Annotated in this window: 15 protein-coding genes; 4 read left to right on the forward strand and 11 right to left on the reverse strand. The window is 67.0% G+C overall.

Translation table 11 applies throughout. The annotated features are described in order from the left end of the window. Positions 1–92: 92 nt before the first annotated feature. Complete coding sequence (locus ACFFIA_RS23125) at positions 93–929, forward strand: LysR substrate-binding domain-containing protein (protein WP_377253718.1); 837 nt, start codon at positions 93–95, stop codon at positions 927–929. A 94-nt stretch (positions 930–1,023) separates the two neighbouring features. Here the strand turns inward: ACFFIA_RS23125 and ACFFIA_RS23130 are convergent, their stop codons facing one another. The 10 genes from ACFFIA_RS23130 to ACFFIA_RS23175 all read right to left on the reverse strand — a co-directional run bounded on the left by ACFFIA_RS23130 (position 1,024) and on the right by ACFFIA_RS23175 (position 14,906). After that, the gene (locus ACFFIA_RS23130; RefSeq protein WP_377253719.1) at positions 1,024–1,959 is read right to left on the reverse strand and encodes an ornithine cyclodeaminase family protein; all 936 of its coding nucleotides are present in this window, start codon (positions 1,957–1,959) and stop codon (positions 1,024–1,026) included. Next, positions 1,956–2,969, reverse strand: coding sequence for a proline racemase family protein (locus ACFFIA_RS23135; protein ID WP_377253720.1), 1,014 nt, complete (start codon positions 2,967–2,969; stop codon positions 1,956–1,958). Before ACFFIA_RS23135 ends, ACFFIA_RS23130 begins: the two co-directional genes overlap by 4 nt. A 696-nt stretch (positions 2,970–3,665) precedes the next feature. Continuing rightward, complete coding sequence (locus ACFFIA_RS23140) at positions 3,666–4,178, reverse strand: cupin domain-containing protein (RefSeq protein ID WP_377253721.1); 513 nt, start codon at positions 4,176–4,178, stop codon at positions 3,666–3,668. A gap of 28 nt (positions 4,179–4,206) precedes the next feature. Continuing rightward, positions 4,207–5,571, reverse strand: coding sequence for an amidohydrolase family protein (locus tag ACFFIA_RS23145; RefSeq protein ID WP_377253722.1), 1,365 nt, complete (start codon positions 5,569–5,571; stop codon positions 4,207–4,209). A gap of 37 nt (positions 5,572–5,608) precedes the next feature. Then, positions 5,609–7,183, reverse strand: a complete 1,575-nt coding sequence (locus tag ACFFIA_RS23150) for an ABC transporter substrate-binding protein (RefSeq protein ID WP_377253723.1) — start codon at positions 7,181–7,183, stop codon at positions 5,609–5,611. Continuing rightward, the gene (gene pepN / locus ACFFIA_RS23155; RefSeq protein ID WP_377253724.1) at positions 7,167–9,785 is read right to left on the reverse strand and encodes an aminopeptidase N; all 2,619 of its coding nucleotides are present in this window, start codon (positions 9,783–9,785) and stop codon (positions 7,167–7,169) included. Before pepN ends, ACFFIA_RS23150 begins: the two co-directional genes overlap by 17 nt. Further along, on the reverse strand, positions 9,782–10,762 hold the full coding sequence (locus ACFFIA_RS23160; RefSeq protein WP_377253725.1) for an ABC transporter ATP-binding protein: 981 nt from the start codon (positions 10,760–10,762) through the stop codon (positions 9,782–9,784). The genes pepN and ACFFIA_RS23160 overlap by 4 nt, the downstream gene beginning before the upstream one ends. Next, positions 10,752–12,644, reverse strand: coding sequence for a dipeptide/oligopeptide/nickel ABC transporter permease/ATP-binding protein (locus ACFFIA_RS23165; protein WP_377253726.1), 1,893 nt, complete (start codon positions 12,642–12,644; stop codon positions 10,752–10,754). Before ACFFIA_RS23165 ends, ACFFIA_RS23160 begins: the two co-directional genes overlap by 11 nt. Positions 12,645–12,765: 121 nt before the next feature. Next, positions 12,766–13,758 carry an ABC transporter permease gene (locus tag ACFFIA_RS23170; protein ID WP_377253740.1) on the reverse strand — a complete coding sequence of 331 codons (993 nt, stop codon included), beginning with the start codon at positions 13,756–13,758 and terminating at the stop codon, positions 12,766–12,768. Between the two features lie 32 nt (positions 13,759–13,790). Beyond that, entirely contained in the window at positions 13,791–14,906 is a 1,116-nt protein-coding gene (locus ACFFIA_RS23175) for a C45 family autoproteolytic acyltransferase/hydrolase (protein WP_377253727.1), read from the reverse strand. 36 nt (positions 14,907–14,942) lie between these two features. Between ACFFIA_RS23175 and ACFFIA_RS23180 the strand changes: the two genes are divergently transcribed. Further along, positions 14,943–16,286 (forward strand): aminotransferase-like domain-containing protein, encoded by a 1,344-nt coding sequence (locus ACFFIA_RS23180; protein ID WP_377253728.1) that lies wholly within the window; start codon positions 14,943–14,945, stop codon positions 16,284–16,286. Between the two features lie 871 nt (positions 16,287–17,157). Here ACFFIA_RS23180 and ACFFIA_RS23185 read toward each other — a convergent pair. Further along, on the reverse strand, positions 17,158–18,717 hold the full coding sequence (locus ACFFIA_RS23185) for a PucR family transcriptional regulator (RefSeq protein ID WP_377253729.1): 1,560 nt from the start codon (positions 18,715–18,717) through the stop codon (positions 17,158–17,160). 133 nt (positions 18,718–18,850) lie between these two features. Here ACFFIA_RS23185 and ACFFIA_RS23190 point away from each other — a divergent pair, with 133 nt between their 5' ends. Then, on the forward strand, positions 18,851–20,113 hold the full coding sequence (locus ACFFIA_RS23190; RefSeq protein WP_377253730.1) for an NAD(P)/FAD-dependent oxidoreductase: 1,263 nt from the start codon (positions 18,851–18,853) through the stop codon (positions 20,111–20,113). A gap of 17 nt (positions 20,114–20,130) precedes the next feature. Continuing rightward, positions 20,131–21,006, forward strand: coding sequence for an IS701 family transposase (locus tag ACFFIA_RS23195; RefSeq protein ID WP_446686979.1), 876 nt, complete (start codon positions 20,131–20,133; stop codon positions 21,004–21,006). Positions 21,007–21,221: the final 215 nt, after the last annotated feature.

A 21,221-nucleotide genomic window follows, 5' to 3' on the forward strand; every position in this document is an offset into this window, starting at 1 on the left:
ACCAAGCCACAGACCGGAAATCATCACCAGTCACCCAGAAGTGACAAAGCACTACTAGCCCATTGTCGATAAGCGCACGGGACGATCCGGTGGTGGACGTACGGATCGGCGACGGGCTCACGGCCGCGCAGATGCTCGCAAGCGCTGCTGATCTCGCGATCGGAACCCATCGAGCGGCGTCGCCGTACCGTTCGGTTCTGCTCGCCGACCTACCGGTCTGGGCCTATGTGCCGACCACCGACCCGTGGCGAAGACACCGCAGCGTCGACCTGGAGATGCTCCTCACCCGGCCGCTCATCGTCGTGCCGGTGACGTTCGCCGCCCAGGCCGCGCTGGACGCGGCGCTGGCTACGCACGACTTCGCCCACCACACCGTGGTCGGAGCCGCTAACGGCACGATCTCTCAGGCACTCGCCACGACCGGCCGCGGCGTGGCCGTCGTCTCCGATGACCCGCGCTTCGAGATGCACCCCGTCGCGATCCACATCGACGGCGTTCCGCTTCGTATCCGGCTATACGCAGCGTGTGACCCAGGCAGCATCGCCGCCCAGACGGCGATGCTGCCTCCCCGCCTGGATCTCCGACCGCTACAGCACGGTCGCCCCCCACGCGCACACGCGCGCAAATGTAGACCGGGTTTACACAACGCTGGACGAGATCGCGTCGGGTGGAGGGTAGGCGACACCGCCAATTCCTGGCCGCCGTCGATCTCGGCATGCCGGCACGCGGTCGCGACCTTCCCTATTAACGGGACCTCGAGCAGGAGCCGCACTTCGAGGAGGTCGTCGAGATCCTTCTGGCTCGGAGCTATGATGCGGAAGCCCGCGTTCGCCTCGACCTCGACGAGGCCCATGCGCACGAAGTCGAGCATCGCCTCACGGACCGGCGTTGCCGATACGCCCAGCTGGTTCGCGAGTACTGGTGCTTAGTGCCGCTCGCCCGGGCGCAAGTCACCCGTCACGAGCGCGGAGCGGAGCGCTTCCATGACGTATGTGCGGGTGCTCGTGCGGGCTCCGTCGAGCGTCATCCGGTCCTTCCTCGTCGTTCCAGGATCGCGCGCGCGATCACCACGTCCTCCCACGACATCCCGCTGGTCTTTACGATCACTCGCCCTTCGGCGGGTACCGCGGCCGAGCCGCGTGCGATATGGACGAGCTCCGTGAGCTCGTCGGGCGCGAGCGCGCCGTCATGGACGGCCATGACTATATCACCGGCCTCGCGGAGTGCGGTCGCGCGGTCCTCGACGACAACGCTCGCGCCTCGAAACGCGTCCGACGGCAGCTCCCGCGCGTCGCGTTCGTGCGACCCAACCGCGATGACGACCGCGTCGGCGGCCAGGTCGGTGCTGTCGAAGAGCGGCTCGCGTGCATCCGTCGCGCACACGACGATCGTCGCCTCCCGCAGCGCGGCCGCGGCGGCGTGCGAGCCGGCGGTGAGGCGGGCCGCCCCCTCGACTGGGTCGCCGCCGCGGCGGCTCACGACCCACGCCGTCTCGATGCGCTCGCCGCAGCCCACGACCGAGCGGAGCGCCCGGAGATGCGCCCGTGCCTGCACGCCCGTGCCAAAGACGATCACGCGGTGGGGGGCCGACCCAGTACGGAGCCGATCGCGGACGGCCGCGAGTGTGACCGCGGGCGTTCGGAGCGCCGTGAGCGCCGCGCCGTCGAGGAGCGCGACCGGCGCAAAGGTGCGCGCGTCGAGATGCAGGTACGTGCCTTGGATGACCGGCATCCCCTGCGCGGGATTGCCCGGCGCGAGTCCGATCACTTTGACTCCGGCGTCTGCCCCAACCTGGGCGGGCATCATCAGCAGCAGGCCGTGGGCGAGCGGCACGCGGGCGCGGGGCGGGTCGTCTGCCGGAGTGAGTCCCCCGCGCAGGGCGGCGAGGATCGCGTCGATGGCCGCGTCGGCGCCGAGTGCGCAGAGCACCTCGTCTGCACCGAGGGTCAGGATGTTCAACGCAGCACGAATCCGGGGACCTGGTCGTCCCGGTCGTCGACCGAGAACTCGTGCTCGCCGGTGCGGAAGGCACGCCCTCGGACGGTGGTCGCGACGAGGTCGGCCGGACTCCCGGGAGTGCGGCCGACCACCGTGCCGAGAAAACGCGATCCGACGATCGAATCGTGGACGAGGTGCCCGCCGACCACGAGCTCCCCGCGTCCCACGAGGGTCACCAGGCGCGCGGACGTGCCGGAGCCGCACGGCGAGCGGTCGACCTCCCCGTCGGCGAACACCGTGACGTTGCGTTGGTGCCGGCGCCCCTCGGCGTCAGTGCCGAGGTCGTCCCAGAAGACCGTGCCGTAGATGCCGCTCTGCCGCGGGTCGTGCGGATGCAAGGCGACCGGCTGCTCGTCGAGTTGCGCTTTGATCTCGCGTCCGAGCGCGATGAGCCGGTCGACCTGCCCAGGCTCGACCGCGACGCCGAGCGACGCCGCCTCGACCTGTGCGTAGATCGCGCCACCATAGCTGACATCGGCGCGGCTCACGCCAGCGCTCGTCGACACCGGGACGTCCGTCGCGATTAGGAAGCCGGGCACGTTAACGAACTCGACCCCCGCAACCCGGCCGTCGCCGTCGACCTCGACCCGCGCGATGACCCGCCCCGACGGGACGTCGATCACGACATCGTTCATGCCCGCGCCACTCGCGACCCGGCCGGACTCGACAGCCCACGTGCCGAGGGCGATTGTGCCGTGCCCGCACGCGGTCGAGAAGCCGTCCTTGTGCCAGAACAGCACGCCGAAGTCTGCACCCTCGTCGTCGGGCGGCACGATGAATCCGCCGTACATGTCGGCGTGCCCACGGGGCTCGAAACACAGGAGACGGCGCAGGCCGTCGATCTCCGGGTCGCCGATCGCCGTCATTCGCCGCATCGCAACGGTCGCGCCGGCGATGTCAGGCGGCGACGCGGTGATGCGGAACGGCTCCCCGCCCGTGTGGTAGTCGATCGTCGAGATGATCCGGGCCATGATTGCTCCTCGAGTCGGCGTCGGCGGTCTGGAAGGGCAGCGCGCGGAGAGGTCGCCCGTGTGGAGGCGACGGTCAGCTCAGAGGCGAGAGACGAGTCAAGCTTCGTGCGGTGAACTACCGTCCGACGCCCCATACTGCGGCAAACTCGACGGTATGGAGCGTGACCCTGCTACCGCGAGCGGCACGAACGGGCGGATGCTCGGCGCAGGCCCCGACACGGTCCATATTTCGGTCGAACCGGCAGAGATCCCGTCGCCCGGTATGAAGTCTTCGAGGGCGCCGATGCAGTGCTCGCCGATCAGTTCGTCGTGACGGAGGCCGTCCTAGCGTGGCTCGTTCGCCGCGCCCTCGAGCGTGCACCTGGTGGCGCTAAACGGCCGGCACTCTATGTCGACGATCGCTTGCTCGGGGATCACGTTCGTCGCGGTGCCCGCCGAGTGCAAGAGTTCCTGGGCTTGAGGGAATCGCAGCAACGAAGTGGCGGTTCTGCAACAAAGTCGACCCTCCGGCGAGGCCTGAGGTAACTGTTCGGGTCATGTCGATTCCATTTCCCTACGCTAGATAGACAACTTCGGGGAGCGCAGGACGCCGGGGTCGGCGCGGCGCCCATGCCTCCCGTTCGGAAGATCACGGGCCGCCGGCACGACCCCCGTAACAATAAGCTCCTGTTGGCCCGTCGTGTTGCCGATCGAGGCTTAGCGGGTGTCGAGGAGGCGACCGTACGCGTCGACATCGGGGTCTACGTCGAACGCCGCACTGATCCGGCGGAGGACGTCCGGGTCCTGGGGCGACCGATGGTCGAATGGCGGCGGGAAGTCAGCGGGAACTGGGAGGTTGGGCACCTCATGGAGCGGCTGCTCGTCGAGCGAGCGGGCGAGGTGGGCGATCCGTCCTGGTTCGCTGACCGGTGTCGGCTCATACAGGAAGAACTTCGCGAAGGTCTCTTCCCCGTAGGTCTCCAGGATGTCGTGTTCCGTCCCCGCTCGCGTCGCGACTATGTCGCCTGCCTGCACGTAATGAGTCTCACCGTCAACCAGGATCTTGGCCTTGCCGCGCGCGATTAACCACAACTGGTTGTAGTCGTGGTGATGGCGGTCGTGTCGACGCTGTCCGGCGTCAACTTCCCAGTATCCAACCGTGGTCGTCTCGAGCCACTTGGGGCGGTTTCGCCGCCCCAGGATGTCCGAGCCATATCGATACACCGGCATTAGTTCTTCCTTCCTTCTTCAACGCTGCTCAATGGTCCGGGTCGCTGACGATCCGCCGCGTAGGCAAGGAACTCCGGTCGATACGTGTGCCGTCCTTGACGATCTGGACGATCCGCCGATACGCGCGCACGTCGCGGAGCGGATCCCCGTCGAGCACCAGAAGGTCAGCGCGCTTACCCGGCTCGAGTGTGCCGAGCTCGGGCTGCTGGTAGGCCTCCGCTATGTAGCGCGTGCCGGAGAGGAGCACTTCCATCGGCGCCATGCCCATCTCGGTCACCGCTTCGAGCCAGAGGAAGTGGCCCTCGCCGAGCTTCCAGGGGGAGTCGACGGCTCCATCGAGCAGCGATGACCACGCTGGGTGCGACCGTACGTGGCTTCCCTCGACGAACCCGTCCGTTGTGAGAAGAAGGCGGGCTCCGGCCTCGATAAGTCGGCGATTGTTGGCTTGAAGGATGCGATTGAAAGCGTAGCTACGACGCGGCTCGGGTCCGTACGCTTCCATCCACGTGTGATACCGCTCGTTGGGCAGTAGCGCTGCCACCGGAAGCTGCCGCTCCACGATCACCTCTAGCGTTTCGTCGGGCAGCGGTCTGTTTCCCGTAATGCTGCCGTGTTGCAGGATGTCAGCGCCGGCCTCGATCTCCATTCGCAGGCTCTCCGGCGACATGGTGTGGGCCTGGACCGTGAGGCCCGCCCGATGGCCTTCTTCGACGATGGCGCGCTGGGCCGCTTCAGAAAACGTGATGTACGGAATCGCCTGCGCAGGGTCGATGTGCGTACAGGCCGCATACTTGACAAAGTCGATGCCGCTCGTCTCGATGTACTCCCGAACATGTGCGCGTACTTCGTCGGGAGCCATCCTGACAAGTTCCGCATTGACACCCCGGTCAAGGCGCGGCGCGAGCCGCGCAGTCGTGTCTGGCCCGAAGATGCCCGACGCCTGACCCTCAGCGTCGGGCCCGAAAGCCTCCGGGAAACCGATGATCTGGCCCGCCAGGAACAGCCGGCTGCCGACAAGGGAGCCATTCTCGACGCGCTCCCGCGCAGCGACGAGCACGTCGAGGATGCCGGCCGTGTCGAACACCGTCGTAACACCGGCACGGAGTGCGATCTGTAGCCCCTCGTCGATGAGCGGACTATAGTCGGACTCGTATTGGAGCATCAGTTCCGTCGTGTTTGCACCAGTCACGTGAACATTGGCGTCCATGAGGCCGGGGATGACGTGACAACCGTGAGCGTCGATTATCTCGACTCCCTCAGGCAGCTCGACGGATCCATCCGGATGAACCGACCGTATCCGGTTGCCCTCGATGAGTACCGTCCAGCCGGGCCTTCCCGGCGCCCCGGTTCCGTCTATCACCGTCCCGCCAACGACGGCGCGAAAGGTCTTCATCTTTTCCTCCTCCGTGATTGGTGCGAACTCGACCGTCCTACTGCGTAGCGCGAAGCGATGTCGGCTCGACAGGGGTGAGCTGTCCGGTCACTCCGCGATAGAACAACGAAGTGACGCGGTTCGAAATCGGCACAAGATCGAAGTCATTCACGACGGCGCGCTCCGCCTTGCCCCACAGGTCACAGCCTTGCGGCGGCGTCGTGGCGTTCGCCTCGGCCGACAGCTTGACATACTCCGGGTTGTCCAGGGCCATGAAGTTCTGCCCACGCGGCGGCAGTGGCCCGGAGAGGTACGGGATGAACTGGCTTCCAAGGCGCAGGTCCCATCCAAGCAGGTACACGTCAAAATTGCCGGTTTGGTAAAGTGTCTTCACTAGGCCGCCGACGTTCTCACCGATGGGTTCGATGCCCACACCGATCGCCTTCCATCTGGCGGCGAGGAGCTCGGCGGTGGGACGCTCAAGTTCTGAGCGGTCAGTCCAGTAGCGGAGCCCGAGCGTCAGAGGCACTCCGTCCTTGACGCGTTTGCCGTCGGAACCCAGCACCCAGCCAGCCTCATCGAGCAGCTTCGCCGCACGCTCAAGATCCTGACCCGGCAGCACCCCGGCGACCGCGTTGGTCGGGCAAACGGCCGGTTCGGTTACGAGCAGACCTTCGGCCGCGACACCGTGGGTGTTGGTGCTGACTGCGATGACTTCCTTGAAGTCGAGCGCGTGGACAAGTGCCTCACGTACTCGTCGGTCGGAAGTGGCACGCCCCTCCCGTTGGTTGAAGTTAAGCCATGCCGCTGCGGTGTAGGCGTCGGCCGAGTCGAGTCCTGCGGCCCTGACGCGATCACTGTTCGGCCCGCTGACGTTGGCGATGTTGACGTCCCCAGATAGGAGAAGGTTCGCAGCGGTCGTCTCGTCCGCGATTTGGCGGAACACCACGGTCGCGGGGGCATCCGCTACGGTTGTGCCGTCGGGACCCCAAGCGTAATCGTCTCGCCGCTTTAGCTCGATGGTTTCCCCAGTCGAGACCGCACTGACAACGTAGGGGCCCGTCCCGTTTGATCTGTTGGCGAGGGAGTCGGGGTCTTTGACCCCAGCCGCGCACAGAATCGGAAGCAGGCCAACGGTGTCAAGGAGGTAGCCGTATGGTTGGGCGACGGTGACTCTGACCGTCCGGCTCGCATCGTCGCCAACCGCGGTCAGAGGGGCCGTGGGTGTGTAGTACCCGTATGCCCAGGATGCGTTGGCGGCGTCGCTCGCGAAGTTGATTGCGGCGGCGACATCCTTCGCGGTAAGTGCGCTGCCGTCGGCGCATGTGATGCCGGGGGTGAGAGTGAAGGTCGCGGAGGTGTTGTCCGCCTTCCAGGTCGCGGCGAGTCTCGAGACAAACTCGCCCTCTGGGGTTTTGTAGAGAAGCGAGTCGTGCGTGAACGGGGCCACCTCCGAGATTCCGAACTCGCGGTTGCGATATGGGTCGAAAGCACCGGTTGGGTTGGCAGCGAGGGCGATCGTGATCGTGTCAGATGCGTCCATTCCTGTTGTCGAACACCCGGCCATGGCGGTTCCCGCGATGAGACCCGCCAGCGCGGCGGCCGTGCCGAGCCTGCTATTCCTGCTGCGCATTGCAAGAGCGTCCTTTCAAAATGGAATTCTCTTGTTGAGGACGACGACCATGATGCGGATCTGGCCGAGGACGTTTGTGTGACGCTTTGGCGTCGACGCGGCGGTTGCCAATAGCGCACTCCAGCGCCGCCGCGTGTTCGATGATGATGCGCCGCTGTGTTGCGGGCCGAGGCCGTGCCGCCTCTTTACGAGCAAGCTCGACCACCACCGGCAGAGGCAGTCGAGGGAACAGACCGGAGGTTGCCATGGTGGCGACGGGACCGCCTTCGTCCAACGCCCAAATCTCGTTGAGCGCGGCGAAGTATCGCGCGACATATGAACCTAGGAGATCGGTACGTCTCGGGCTCCAGAATCCGGTGATGACGCCGCGGCGAGATTCCGGATCGATCCCGTCGGCCCGTAGGGCACTCGTCCACGCCGCAGCCTTGGCTGCGGCCGTCGGGATCAACGCCCGCGCCGTCGCGGCCTCGGCAGCAGACGCGGGATCCGGCGCCGCGTCGAACTCGGCGTCGATGACTTCACGCCCGATTGCGCCGCACGCCGACCTCGCCTGAACTATCAACCATCGCACCTGACGGTCCACGATGGCATCCGCACTGGTGGCCGCGAGAACGTCGAGAAGCCCGACATTTCCAGTGTCTGTTGCGAGCCGCGCGATCGTGGAGAGCCAAGCACGCTGGGTTTCCATCGACCCGTACTGCGGGGGTAGGGAATGGACGAGAGCATCTAGGAGATCTGGGATGTTGCCGGGCGCGGCCCACTCTACGATCGCGTGCTTGACACCCTCGAGCAAGCAGGCTTGCACCGCCGCTGGCGGGTTTGCGGCGAGTGCGTGCAGGGCCGATTCGACGTACCGGGACGCGGGAATCTCGCTGTTTCGCGTCGCATCCTTCAATGCTCGGGCGGCGACCGCCAGCGCGATTGGGTCGTCGATCCGGCCGAGTCCGGCGAGCAGGGTGTCGCGTGCCTCCTCGTCGAGGAGTGTGCGGGCGTAGGCAAGGTCTTCATCGTCGATCAAGACGAGGTCGGCCGCCGGGAGGCCTGCGAACTCGGGGATTTCGACGTGATCACCGATGAGCGTCACATGCGCTCGGGACGTGCGCCGAAGCCGGCCCCCCGTGTCGGTGTACAGCCCGACTCCGACGCGGTGCGGGCGGGGCTCGGCGAGCGCGGTGCTCTGGGCCCGGCGAAGCTCGACGGTACGGTACCGTCCGTCGTCATCGACATCGACGGCCGCGGCGAGCACGTCGACACCGGGGCTCCGCAGCCATCGCTCGGCCCATGTCCCCAGGGCCACACCCGCCTGTTCTTCGAGGGCGGTCATGAACTTGGCACGGGTCACCGTGCCGAACGGATGGCGAGCGAGGAGCGCCCGCACGGCGCTGAAGAAGTGCTCCTCGCCGACGAGCACGCTGAGCTGCCGGAGCACAGCCGCGCCCTTCCGGTAGGTGATTACATCGAAGTTGGCTGCGGCTACCAGGAGGTCAGGGACGTGGTCTGGTGCTATGGGGTGCGGATCGGGAAGCTGGTCGGCCTCGAGCGCGCTGGCCTTTCGATAGAGGGCGAACCGAGCCCACACCTCTTCGGGCTTGCCGAGTCGGGCACGGACGATGTGGCTGAGGAAGGTCGCGAAAGCCTCGTTCAGCCAGGAATCGTCCCACCAAGCCGGTGTCAGGAAGTCGCCGAACCACATGTGCGCGAGCTCATGAAGAACTACGTATTCGCGTTCCGCGACCTGGTCGGCGCTGTCGGAACCTTCCGGGAGCAGGCCACTGCCGAGGAGGACCGCGCCAGCGTTCTCCATCCCCCCGATGCCACGACCGGTACCGAACACCTGGTCATACTTCGAGAAGGGGAACGGCGTGGCAAAAAGAGATTCCAGGGTGGTCATGCCTCGGTACGCGAGATCGAGGACGGCCTCGGCGTCGAGGCGAGGCGAGTTCGAGCTCGTCGTGTATACCCCTAACGGCACGCGTCCCCGTGCGGTCTCCACGATGCGCCGGGTGCCGACGAAGGGGCCGGCGAGCAGGGCGACGACGTACGTAGGTATGCGCGGCGTCGGCGCGAAGCGGACGAGGACCGTCCCCGCGTCCGCACCTTGCCGGTCGGTCTCCTCTTCGTTCGAGATCACTACCCACTCGGCGGGCGCGACGACCTCGATCGTGAACTGTGCTTTAAGGTCGGGCTGATCGAAGGCAGCGAACATTCGTCGGGCGCCAGCCATAAAAGCCATGGACTCGACGTAGACGCTGCCGTCCGAGGGATCGACCGTACGCTTGAGTCCCTCCCCGCCCCGGGAGTATGCAAACATTCCGTCAACGACAAGGAGATTGCGAGGCTGAAGCTTGTCCAACCAGAGCCGTCCCCCGTCAACCGGCGAGTCGACATCGATAGTCTGACCGTTAAGCTTGACACGCAGGAGCTCGTCGGGCATGAGGTCGATGAATGTGCCGGCGCCGTCGGTTGCGCTGAACTCGATTTCGGTGTGAGAGTGGAAGAGTTCCTCACCTTGGGTAAGGTCGACTTTCACCCGATAGGACTCAACCTGAATCAGGCGCGAGCGCATCAGTGCCTCGCCGCGAGCGAGTGTCGTCCCGCTCATGATCGGATGATTTTCGCTCTTGCGACGTCGTCCGCTAGGGGTACGAAGTGGCAGGCCGCGAGATTCCACCGTCCGTCGCCAGACGGCGCGACGTCGTGGCAAGCCGTTCGATCCGGGTAGACGAGTGGTCCGACTGGACAGCGTGTGTGGAACCGGCAGCCGGGCGGTGGATTGCGCGGATCGGCGGGTTCGTTGTCGGCGACGGCGGGTGGACCGGCGGGGGTCGGCTCCTCCGATAGAGAGGACAGCAACTCACGTGTGTACGGATGCCGCGGCCGGGACAACACCTGATCCGTCAATCCGACCTCGACAATCTGGCCGAGGTACATGACCGCGACAATGTCGCTCACGTAGCGGACGACGGCGAGATCGTGGGAGATGAACAGCATCGACAGCTCGAGGCGGTCGTGCAGCTCGCGGATGAGGTTGAGGATCGCGGCCTGGATCGATACGTCGAGCGCCGATGTGATCTCATCGGCGATGAGCACCGCGGGCTTGGCGGCCAGTGCGCGAGCGATTCCGACCCGCTGCCGTTGTCCGCCCGACAAGCTCGCGGGCAGGTCAACGGCACGTTCGCCGTCCAGCCCCACAAGACCCAGGAGACGCTCGACCTCGGCGCGCCGGGTGTTGCGGCTCCGCGCTTCGTCGCGCGGCAGCGCCTCGGCGATCGAATCGCCGATCGACATCCGAGGGTCGAGCGATGAGAAGGGATCCTGGAAGACCATCTGGATCCTGGATTCACGCCGTCCTCGGCGCGGGCCGATCGGAACCCCGTCCAGTCGGATGGTTCCGGACGTCAGGGGCGCGAGCCCGAGTGCTGCGCGACCCAGAGTCGACTTGCCGGACCCGGACTCCCCGACGAGGCCCACGACGCGTCCAGCGGGAATCGCCAGATTGACGCCGTCGACGGCGACCGTCCGATGACGTCCCGTTCCGAAGTGCACCGCGACCCCGTCAAAGGTGAGCTCACTCGCCATCGCGCAGCTCCTTGGGATCGGCGAGGATGGCTGGCTTCGCGCTGGGGCGCGCTGGTTGTATCTGGATGTCGGCGTGCCAGCACGCGACCCGGTTGCCTGAGGTCTCGCGTCTTAGCGGCGGGTCCTGTGTCCGGCATTTCCCGTCGGCCAAAGAGCAACGCGGCGCGAACGCGCAGCCGCTCGGGACGGCGGACAGGTCCACTGGCCGGCCCGGGATTGTTGCTAGCGGCAGAGTGCGGTCCGCGGTGACCGAGGGGATGCTCGCCAGGAGCGCGCGCGTGTACGGATGGCGAGCCTGAGGGAGTTCCCCCATCCGAATGTCCTCCACAATCCGGCCGGCGTACATGACCAGGACCCGGTCGCAAATGCGCCTGATAGCGGACAGGTCGTGGGAGATGAAGAGGATCGAGACCTCGCGGGAGCGCCGGATGTCCTGAAGCAGGTCGAGCACACGGCGCTGAACTGTGACGTCGAGAGCGGTGGTTGGCTCATCGGCGATCAGAAGCGAGGGTTCGCCCATGAGGGCCATACCGATCATGGCGCGCTGGCGCATGCCACCCGAGAACTCGTGAGGATACTGACGGGCGCGGCGGGCAGGGGCAGGGATGCGAACCCAACGCAGCCGCTCGATGGCCTGCGCGAGCGCCGTTCGTCGCGGCACTCGTTGATGCGTGGTCGCGACCTCGGCGAGTTGCGCCCCCACCCGCATAGTGGGGTTGAGTGAGGTGGTGGGATTCTGGAAGATGACGCCCATCGAGGTTCCCAGCAGGTGCCGCGCCTGGTTGGTCGAAGCGGTGAGGTCGGTGCCGAGGAAATCCAGACGGGCGGCGTTCACTTGCAGGGGCTCTTCGAGAAGCTGCGCCACTGCGAGCGCGGTGAGGCTCTTCCCGGAGCCCGATTCGCCGACCAGACCAACGGCTTCGCCTTTGCCGATCACGAAATCGATCCCGCGGACCAGCGAGACCGTCCGACCGTTGCCGCCAACCGTTACCACGAGGTCCTCGACGGCAAGGACGGCGGAATCGGTCGGCGCGTTGCCGGAGGGGTTCCGCAGGCCATTTCGCCGACGGGCTACAGGACGTGGCGCGGACTGTCCGGCGGTGGAATGATGGCCGGCGTGTTTGGCCACCGTCTCACCCAGCAGGTTGAACGCGAGCGCCGCAAGGATGATCACGAGGCCAGGGGCGAGCGCGCCAGCCGGGTTGCGATATATCGATTGCAGTCCCTCGTTCATCAGGAGGCCCCAGTCATACTCGGGCGGTTGCACTCCGATGCCCAACAGGGACAGCCCCGCGAAAGACAACAAGGCCGCACCGGCGTTGAGCGTCGCGTTGATGGCGAGCGGTTCGGCGATGTTAGGCAGGATGTGCCGGAGGAGGATGGTCGCCCGTCGTTGCCCGTGGGTGCGGGCCGCGGCGATGAAATCCCTCTCCTCAACGCCCGCCACGAGGTTCTGTACGACCCGAGCGTAGTAGGGGGCCATCGCTAGCCCGACCGACAGGGTCGCGCCAACGATGCCGACCCCGAAGATAACGGCGAAGAACAGGGCGATCAGAAGATAGGGAAACGCGATCGCGATGTTCACGACGGCAGTGACGACGCGGCCGACACGAGCGCCCAACAGCCAGGGCGCCGCTCCGAGAGCTAAGCCGAGGAGGACACCCCCCGCCGTCGCAGTCACTGCCGACACGATGGACAGGCGAGTCGCGACGAGCACGCGCCACAGGCCATCGCGACCGAGGGAGTCAGTTCCTAGCCAATGAGCTGCGGATGGGCCCTCAGAGAGCGCCGAGGTGTCGATCGCGCTGGCGGCATCACCCCAGACGAGCGGCGCGGCGATGGCGAGCAGGACGACAATCGACAGCAGGAGGGCTGCCGTCATGCCGAGCGGGGTCCGGAAGGCCTCTCTCCAGGGGCGCGCGTGTTGTCCGGCCCGCCGCCGCGGGATGCCTCGTGCGTCCTGGGCAACCTCTGTCGCCGCTCCCGGCAGTGCGTTGGCCATCTCAGCGCTCCAGGATTGTGGATCGGGGATCGAGGACCGCGAGGAGGACATCGACAACGAGATTGATGACGAGCACGGTGGCCCCGAGCACGAGGATGATGCCCTGGACGACGGGGTAGTCCTTCTCGATGATCGAAGTGGCCATCGTGCCGCCGATTCCGGGCCAGGAGATGACCTTCTCGATGAGGACGGTTCCCGCGATCATTCCGCCGAGCATCATGCCCGCGATCGTCAGGGTCGCGGTGGCTGCGTTCGGCAGGGCATGCCGCAGGTAAACCGCCCACGGCCGGAGCCGTTTGGCGCGTGCGGTGCGGACGTGGTCGGCCTGCAGAACGGCGAGAACCTCGACTCTCACAATCCGCGCGATCATCGCGGCGGGCGCAGTCGCCACGGCGAGGACGGGGATGATGAAAGATTCCGGTCCAGACCGGCCGGCAACGGGGAGGATCCCGAGGCTGACTCCGAAGACGAACACGAGCGCGACGGCGAGGAAATAGCCCGGGATGGCGTCGATCACGATACTCGTCGTAGTGAACGTCAGCTCGGTGCGCGGGCGCCGTCCGCCGCGTGTCAGTGCGGCCATGGTGACGCCGAGCGGCACGCCGATCAGCAGCGCAAGCATGAAGGACGGGACGGCGATCTGCAGTGATGCTGGCAGCCGCGAGGCGATGACTTGCATCACGGGTTCGCCGCTGGAAAGCGATTGGCCCCACTGCCCGCTAATCAGATTGAGCAGGTACCGGAAGTACTGGGTGAGGATCGGGTCGTTGAGCCCTAGTGCCTCGCGCCGGGCGTCGACGAGTGCCTGGGGCGCGTCGATGCCAAGGGCGGCGCGAATTGGATCGCCGGGGATGAGATGGATCATGAAGAACGAGACGGTGATCAGCACGAGCACTGACAGAACCAATCGGCTAGCACGCCGCACAGCGAAACGGAGCCATGGAGAGGCGAGGAATTGCCCTCGACGGCTTGGGAGTGCGTCCTTTCCGCGCACCGAGGACGGTGCGATCGGCTTCGTTCCGAACGTCATCGGCGGAGCTCCTCGGCTGATGTCCCTACGGGCACGACCACACGGGTCCACCCCCGCACACTTGGCGGCCCGGGGCTGACCCACGCCTCGACTTCGTCGGCATCGCGCCGCAGCGTCGAGATCATCGAGCCGGTCGTGAAGCTGGGCATCCCGGTGCTCGGGCTGGGCTCCCGCGCGGAGCCGTGCTCGATCGACACCGGGTAGTCGGGATGGTCGGATGCAGCGAGCGCGACGCGCGCGTCCTCGACGCCAGCGCGTGCGGATCTCAAGCGACGGTCGAGCGTTGCTAGCCGGACGCGCGTGCTCGCGCCGATCTTGCCGCTTCCCTTCTCGCCGGCGAGGGGGTGATTGGTATGGGTGACGCAAGAAGGGTCGGGAGCGAGGTACTCGTGCACTCCGGCGGCGGACGCCTCAAACGACCGGATTTCACGAGAATCGGCGAGGAGGTAGTGCTGGCCGGTGGCGTGCGGGAGACGGCGTACAAGGTTCACCGCCTCGCCGACGTCGCGAGCCTGTAGCAGGCGACGGATGACGAACGAGACAGGCAGACCCGATAGTGCGGAAGGAAGCTGAGGAACGGAGTTCACGCAGACCGCGACACCGGAGGAGTTGACGCCGAGCAGAGCGATCATCGGGCTAATCGTGAATACCAGCGCGCCAGGGACTCCCATGTACGGCGCGATTCTATGGATCACTTGATGCCCGTCAGTGTATTCACCGAGATCCATATTCTGTCCTACCACGACGGCGTCCGGAATGTGGAAGGCGAGGCTGCTGCATTTCTCGACGAGTGCGGCACGGTAGCTCCACTCCTCGTCCATGAGCTGCACTGCGAAGACGAGCTGCTCAGGCAGCCCAGAGCCATCGACGATCCCGCGTACCTCGTCCAGGAGATCCGGGGTGTGCTCGCGGATCGCCTCCCCGAATCGCGTCTCTGCGAGCAGCCGCGCGATGTGGGATTCGGGATCGCTGACGCCAGCTGAACGGAGTGAGTCGAGCCAGTCGCGGATACAGCGTTCGATGGCTGCGCCGCGTGCTATGCCGAGGCTCCGGCCCCGCTCGTACGGCGCACCGCCGATGTCGATGATCTCGACCGGCCGAGCGTCGGTCACGTCAAACCTCCTTTGAGGGTCGGTTAGGGTACGAACGTGGCTGGTGAGATCGAGGCGCGGGTCGTGGAGTGGACAGCTCGCGGGATCGCCGACGCGGCGAGCCGCGCAATCGCCGAAGGCGCCTATGCCGAGGGCGAGAAACTTCCGACGATCCGGCAGCTGGCCAAGTCTCTCGGCGTCGCCACGAACACGGTGGCGTCCGCCTGGACGATGCTGGCGCGCGCCGGGATCGTGCATTCGGATCGCCGACGCGGAACGACGGTGTCCTGCCACCCAAGGTTCGGACCCGAGCGCACGCGCAGAACCCTGGTCAACGCGATACGTTTCGGCCTCGACCTCTCGACGGGATTGCCGGATGCGGATCTGCTGCCGGACTTGCGCAGGACCCTCGGACGCCTCGAGTCGAGCCTGCTGCCGCGCACCTACCTGGACGAGCCAGTCATCCCCGAGCTTCTTGAACTCATCGGCGAGGACTGGCCTTTCCCCGCAGAGGTGCTCACCATCGTCGATGGTGTATTCGACGCCCTGGACCTGGTTGTCTCGACAAAGTTGCGCTTCGGCGACCGGGTCGCGGTCGAACGGGTGACCGACCCAAACATCTTGGATCTGCTCGAAGTGGCTGGCGTAAGGCTCGTTCCCCTTGACCTCGACGAGCAGGGCGTCGCTCCCGACTCGCTGGAGCGCGCAATCGCCGATGGCGCGCGCTGGGCCTTCCTGCAGCCACGAGCGCAGCAGCCAACCGGCGCGACGTGGAGCACCAAGCGGGCTGACAATCTCGCGGCGGTCCTCAAGCGGCATCGTGACGTGGCAGTCCTCGAGATCGATCTGACCGGGCCGGTCGCCACAGGTGCTCTGCCAAGCCTCGGCACGCGGGTGCAGTCGCGCGTGCTCCATGTCCGCACCTACTCCGCGTCCCATGGACCGGAACTGCGAATCGCCGCACTTGGCGGTGCCGGCGAGCTGATGGACGATCTCGTGGAGCGCCGATACCTCGGACAAGGGTGGACGAGCCGGATCCTTCAAGGAATCCTGCTCGACTTTCTCCATGATCGGGACACCCGGGCCCGCGTTGACGAGGCGCGCGAGGAATACTCGCGGCGCAGGGCCCGCTTCGTCGCAGAACTCGCGGAGCGCGATCTCGCGAGCGACGGCGACGAGGGTCTTCTGGTTCGCGTTCCAGTACCCAACGAAGCGACGGCCCTCATAGCCCTCGCGAGCCGGGACATCGGCGTCGCCCCCGGCACCCCGGGCACCGTCGACCCGCGTGACAGCTCGCACATCATCGTCACATCCGCCCGGCTCCCGCAGCACCGCGCCGCCGAAGTCGCTGAAGCGATTCACCAGACCGTCCGTACCCGTCGCGTACGACGCGTGCGATAGCAGCTCGCACGGAGTCAGCGCTCGTGCCATCGCGTGCGTTCTCCCAAACTTCAGCGTCGCCATCAGCCGTGCTCCCTAGGTCGGGGTGGCAGTCACGCTAGATCACATTTGAACGCAGAACAAGCGCGACTTTGTCTTACGTCAATAGTTTGGTCTAAGACAACGACACCGTGAATTGACCCTAATCCCGCCCATACGAGAACCGGCGGGCTGGGCATGACCGCGGGCAGCCTTGCGTCGGGCGTTCCGATGACGCGCACCGACGTCTGCCAGGACGACCACCTCTCTCCAGCACCAGCCGCGACTCCGGCGGGACAGGAAAGGAGTGGCAAATTGACTGCACCTCTCTGCGTTAAGCCATCGACTACAGAGAGGTGCCGTTCTTCCCAGTCCCGACAAGAACGAGACCACCGTCCACACGAGAGACTCGGTCCGTAGTTGAGTTGGAGAAGGATACGTAGGTGGTGCAGTAGCCATAGACGGTCTGCCAGGGCGGGAGGTCGTGCGGCAAGTCGTGTTGCGATCATTGCCCAGCGGGCGCCGGACAGGTTCGACGGGTGGGCGCATCGCTCCAACACGCGACATGTCTAATGTGGACCACCGGTAGGGTGGCAGTGAGGGCTCGACGATTCCCGAATCTTTCTGAGCCACATAGGATCCATGGATCAAAGCGGGGCATCTCGCATCGGCATCGATTTGGCGAACCCGGCCCAGCAGTGATCATTCGGCCCCTGTTGACGCCTCGCCGACGAGGCCCACGAAAGCGGCATGCGGTGGAAGCGATTGGAACGCGCCCAGTTAGCCGTCCAATGTAATCGCCAGCGGGATCAGCTTCTGTCACCGCTGTCATTGGCCGGCGTCTCGACTCCCGCTAGTTTTGCGGTGCCCGTATCGCCGCGAGCTGGATCTGCAGCGCCAGACGGGTCCGTGGCGAATCGAGATCGATGGTTACGATCTCGGTGAGGCGGCGCATCCGGTGCCGGAGGGTGTTGGGGTGCACGTGCAACTGCCGGGCGGCCCTCCTCCCGTCGCCCTGCTGGTCCAGCCAGGCGGCGACGGTGGCGACGTAGTCGGTGCCGTGCGCCCGGTCGTGGGCGATGAGGTCGAGCAGTGGTCCGCCGACCAGTAGGTCACGCTGCGGCAGGGCGGTGGCCATACGGTGTACCACCACCTCGTCCCAGGCGTCCTCGAACCGCAGCACCGGACCGTGTTGCCGGGCCGGGTCGTGTAGTGCGAGCAGTTCCGCAGCCTCGACGCGTGATCGCGGCAGGTCGGTCGGCTGCCTGGCGACGCTACCGGACGCGGCGCGCAGCCCTGGGTCATGCAGGGCGATGTCGTGGATCAGCCGTTCCATCCAGAGCCAGGAGCCGGGCCCGTCGCCCTCGTCGACCAGCACCGTGAACAGGACTTCCCCGACGTCGGCGATCAACGGCTGGCGCCAGCCGTGACGGCGGGTGATCGACTCCCACAGGGCCAGGTTGTGCACCATCTCCCCGGTCCCACCGTGCGCCCCGAGCGCGACCACCCGCCAGGGCCCCGGAGGCAGGCCGAGGTCCTCGCGGCCCATCTGGCCAGGCGCCCGCAGTGCGGCCCGGAGGCGGTCGGCCGACACCCGGCGTACGACATCGGCCTGCGCCCGGAGCCGGAGCAGGTGGAGCGCCAGCACGGACGCCACGCCCTGGACATCACGCAGGCGGTCGCCCGGCACCGGGCCCTCGACGACGGCCCAGATCGAACCAAGCAGTTCACCTCCGGCGCGGATCGGGACGACGAGCCGGGGCAGCGTCCCGTCCGGTCCCTGCGGTACGAAGATCAGCTCGTTGCCCTTCACGAGTTTGCGGAAGACGCCTCGGGAGCGGAAGTGGGCGATCACGTCGCCGGGCACCCGCCGCCCGACGATAGTCGAGACGCGCGCCGGGTCGGTGCGGTCCTGACGCGAGGAGTAGGCGAGCACCCGGGACAGGGCGTCCTCGATCGTCACCGGTGCGTCGACGATCGCGGCCGTCGCGTCGGCGAGGGCGAACAACTCGTCGTACACCCCGGTCTCGCCGGCGTCCGGCGAGCCGGGCCCGGCAGCCCTGTCGATCACCCCACGGAGCAGCCAGACGAGCTGCGCCCACGACCCGTGGCTCCGCAGCTCGACCACGGTCAGGTCGTGGTCTGCGGCGGATGACGTCACGTCGGGGTGCGAGGCCAGCGGAGGCTTCAGGACGAGGCCGGCCGCCGCAGTCGCCGCGCACCGCTCGATGACGGCGAGCGCCTGGTCCGGTGTGGCGATGCCCGCGCCGAGGACAAGGTCACCGGGCTGTCCGGTCACCGCCTCGTCGACCTCGGGGAGGGTCACGTCCCGGACCTCCGCCCCGGCGCCGGATACAACGATCTTGAGCAGCGCGGCGCCGATCGCCTCCATTACCCCAGCCACGGTGATCACGCCTGAATCATGCCTCAGCGTTGTTCGCTCCGGCCAATAGCGGAGTCGAGCATTGGCCGCTCGAACAATGACGCCCTCGGAGGGCAGCGCCCAGGATTGGGGCCCCGTCACCGTTGGGCTGAAGGAGTACGCAATGCCTGCCGTCGAGCACGTGCCCGCGCCCCAGCGCGTCGCCGTTATCGGTGCCGGGATGGTCGGGCTGGCCACCGCCTGGTTCCTGCAGGAGCGGGGGGTAGCGGTCACCGTCCTCGACCGCAAGGGCGTGGCGGCGGGCGCGTCGTGGGGCAACGCGGGCTGGCTCACACCCGGGATCACCACCCCCTTGCCGGAACCGGCGGTCCTCCGCTACGGGCTGCGCGCCGCCCTGAGCCCGTCGTCGCCGGTCTACGTGCCACCGCGCGCGGACGCGCGCCTGCTGCGGTTCCTAGCCGGCTTCGCGCGACACAGCACCCCGGCGAAGTGGCGGGCCGCGATGCAGGCCTACATCCCCATGAACCGGCGCGCGTTCGAGGGATTCGACGCCCTATCGGCCGGCGGGATAGCGTCGGTGACGCACGAGGCGAAGTCGTTCATCGCGGCGTACCGGACCGAGGCGGAACGGTCGGTCCTGCTGGACGAGCTAAGGCACATCCGCGCCGCGGGCCAGAAGATCGAGTTCGACGTGCTGACCGGCGCCGAGGCGCGTGAGGTGGAGCCCGCGCTGTCGGACGCCATCGGCGCCGCCATCCGCCTGCACGGCCAACGGTTCATCGACCCTGGGCACTACGTCCACGCGCTCGCCGCTTCCCTCCGCGCCCGCGGCGCAGATCTGGCGACCGGGGCGGACGTCGTCACCGTGCAGGACGAGGGGGCGGGGGTTCGGTTGGTCACCTCCGCCGGCGCGGACGAACGCTACGACGCGGTGGTGCTGGCGACCGGCACCTGGCTCGGCGAGCTGACCCGACGCTTCGGGGTCCGCACTGTCGTGCAGGCCGGCCGCGGATACAGCTTCAGCGTCCCGGTCGAGTACCTCCCAGCCGGGCCGGTGTACTTCCCAGCACAGCGCGTCGCGTGCACGCCGCTCGACGCCCGGCTGCGCGTCGCCGGGATGATGGAGTTCCGCAGCGCGGGCGCGCCGCTGGACCGCCGCCGCATCCTGACCATCGCCGAGGCCGCGCGGCCGCTGCTGCGCGGCACCGACCTGGACGACCGCGCCGACGAGTGGGTCGGGGCACGACCCTGCACGCCCGACGGGCTACCGCTCATCGGCCGGACCACATCTTCGCGTGTCTTCGCGGCCGGCGGCCATGGCATGTGGGGCATCACCCTCGGCCCGCTCACCGGCAAGCTGCTCGCCGAACAGATCACCACCGGCCGGCAGCCTACGGAGCTGCGCCCCTTCGACCCGCTGCGCTGACACCTCATCCCACTCCGCTGCAACGTCCTGTTCGCCATGCTCCGCGACAACAAACCGTACGACCCGAACGACAGGCCGCCGCCGGCGTGCCCACCGACACCGCATTCGCCACCAAACCGGCCCTGGCCCGGCAGATGATCACCGCCGCGCTGGACGGCGGCGTCCAAGCCGGATGGTTCACCGGTGACGAGGCCTACGGCGCCGACCCGGGCCTGCGCGCCGACCTCGAACACCGCGGGATCGGCTACGTCCTGGCAGTCAGCTGCCACCGACCGATAGCCACCAACGACGGCCGCACACTCACCAGAGCCGACGACCTGGCCACCCAACTGCCCGACAGCGCCTGGCAGCCCCTGTCCTGCGGGCCCGGCGCCAAGGGCCCACGCCTCTACCTGTGGGCCTGGATCACCACCGCCACCAGTGACGGCGAGCACCGCACTCTGCTGATCCGCCGCAACCCACACACCGGCGAACTGGCCTACTACCTGTGCTGGTCCCCCCACCCGACACCGCTACGCACCCTGGTCCGGGTCGCCGGCTGCCGCTGGAGCATCGAGGAACTGTTCCAAACCGGAAAGAACGAGACCGGCCTGGACCACTACCAAGTCCGCGGCTGGACGCCCTGGCACAGGTTCATCACCCTCGCCATGCTCGCCCTGGCCATCCTCACCACCCTCACCACGCAGGACGACCAAGACATCGACACCGAACACATCGCGATCACCGTCGCAGAAAGCCGCAGACTCCTCAACGCCCTGATAATCACCCCAGCCCACGACCTCGCCCACACCATGCGCTGGTCCGCATGGCGCCGCAAAGTCCAAGCCCGCGCCCGACGAGCCCACTACCAGCGCAGACTCACCCGAGACACACAAGTGATGTTGGAGTACTAGTCGGCCAACCCACGTCTCGGTCAGGGCTTGGCGGGAAAGGTCATCAGCGACGGCAACGCCAGCGACTAGCGACCCCATCCGGACCTGCCACAGACGAGGCGTGCCTGACTCCGCAGCTCCTCACTCTGCGTGAGCGGAAACTCCCTTCCGTGATGATGAAGCCGTCACACCCCCGACGGCCGCACCGGACGTCGCGAACATCGAGATCCGCAACG

The sequence above is a fragment of the Phytohabitans kaempferiae genome (assembly GCF_042433955.1).
GTDB classification, from domain to species: domain Bacteria; phylum Actinomycetota; class Actinomycetes; order Mycobacteriales; family Micromonosporaceae; genus Phytohabitans; species Phytohabitans kaempferiae.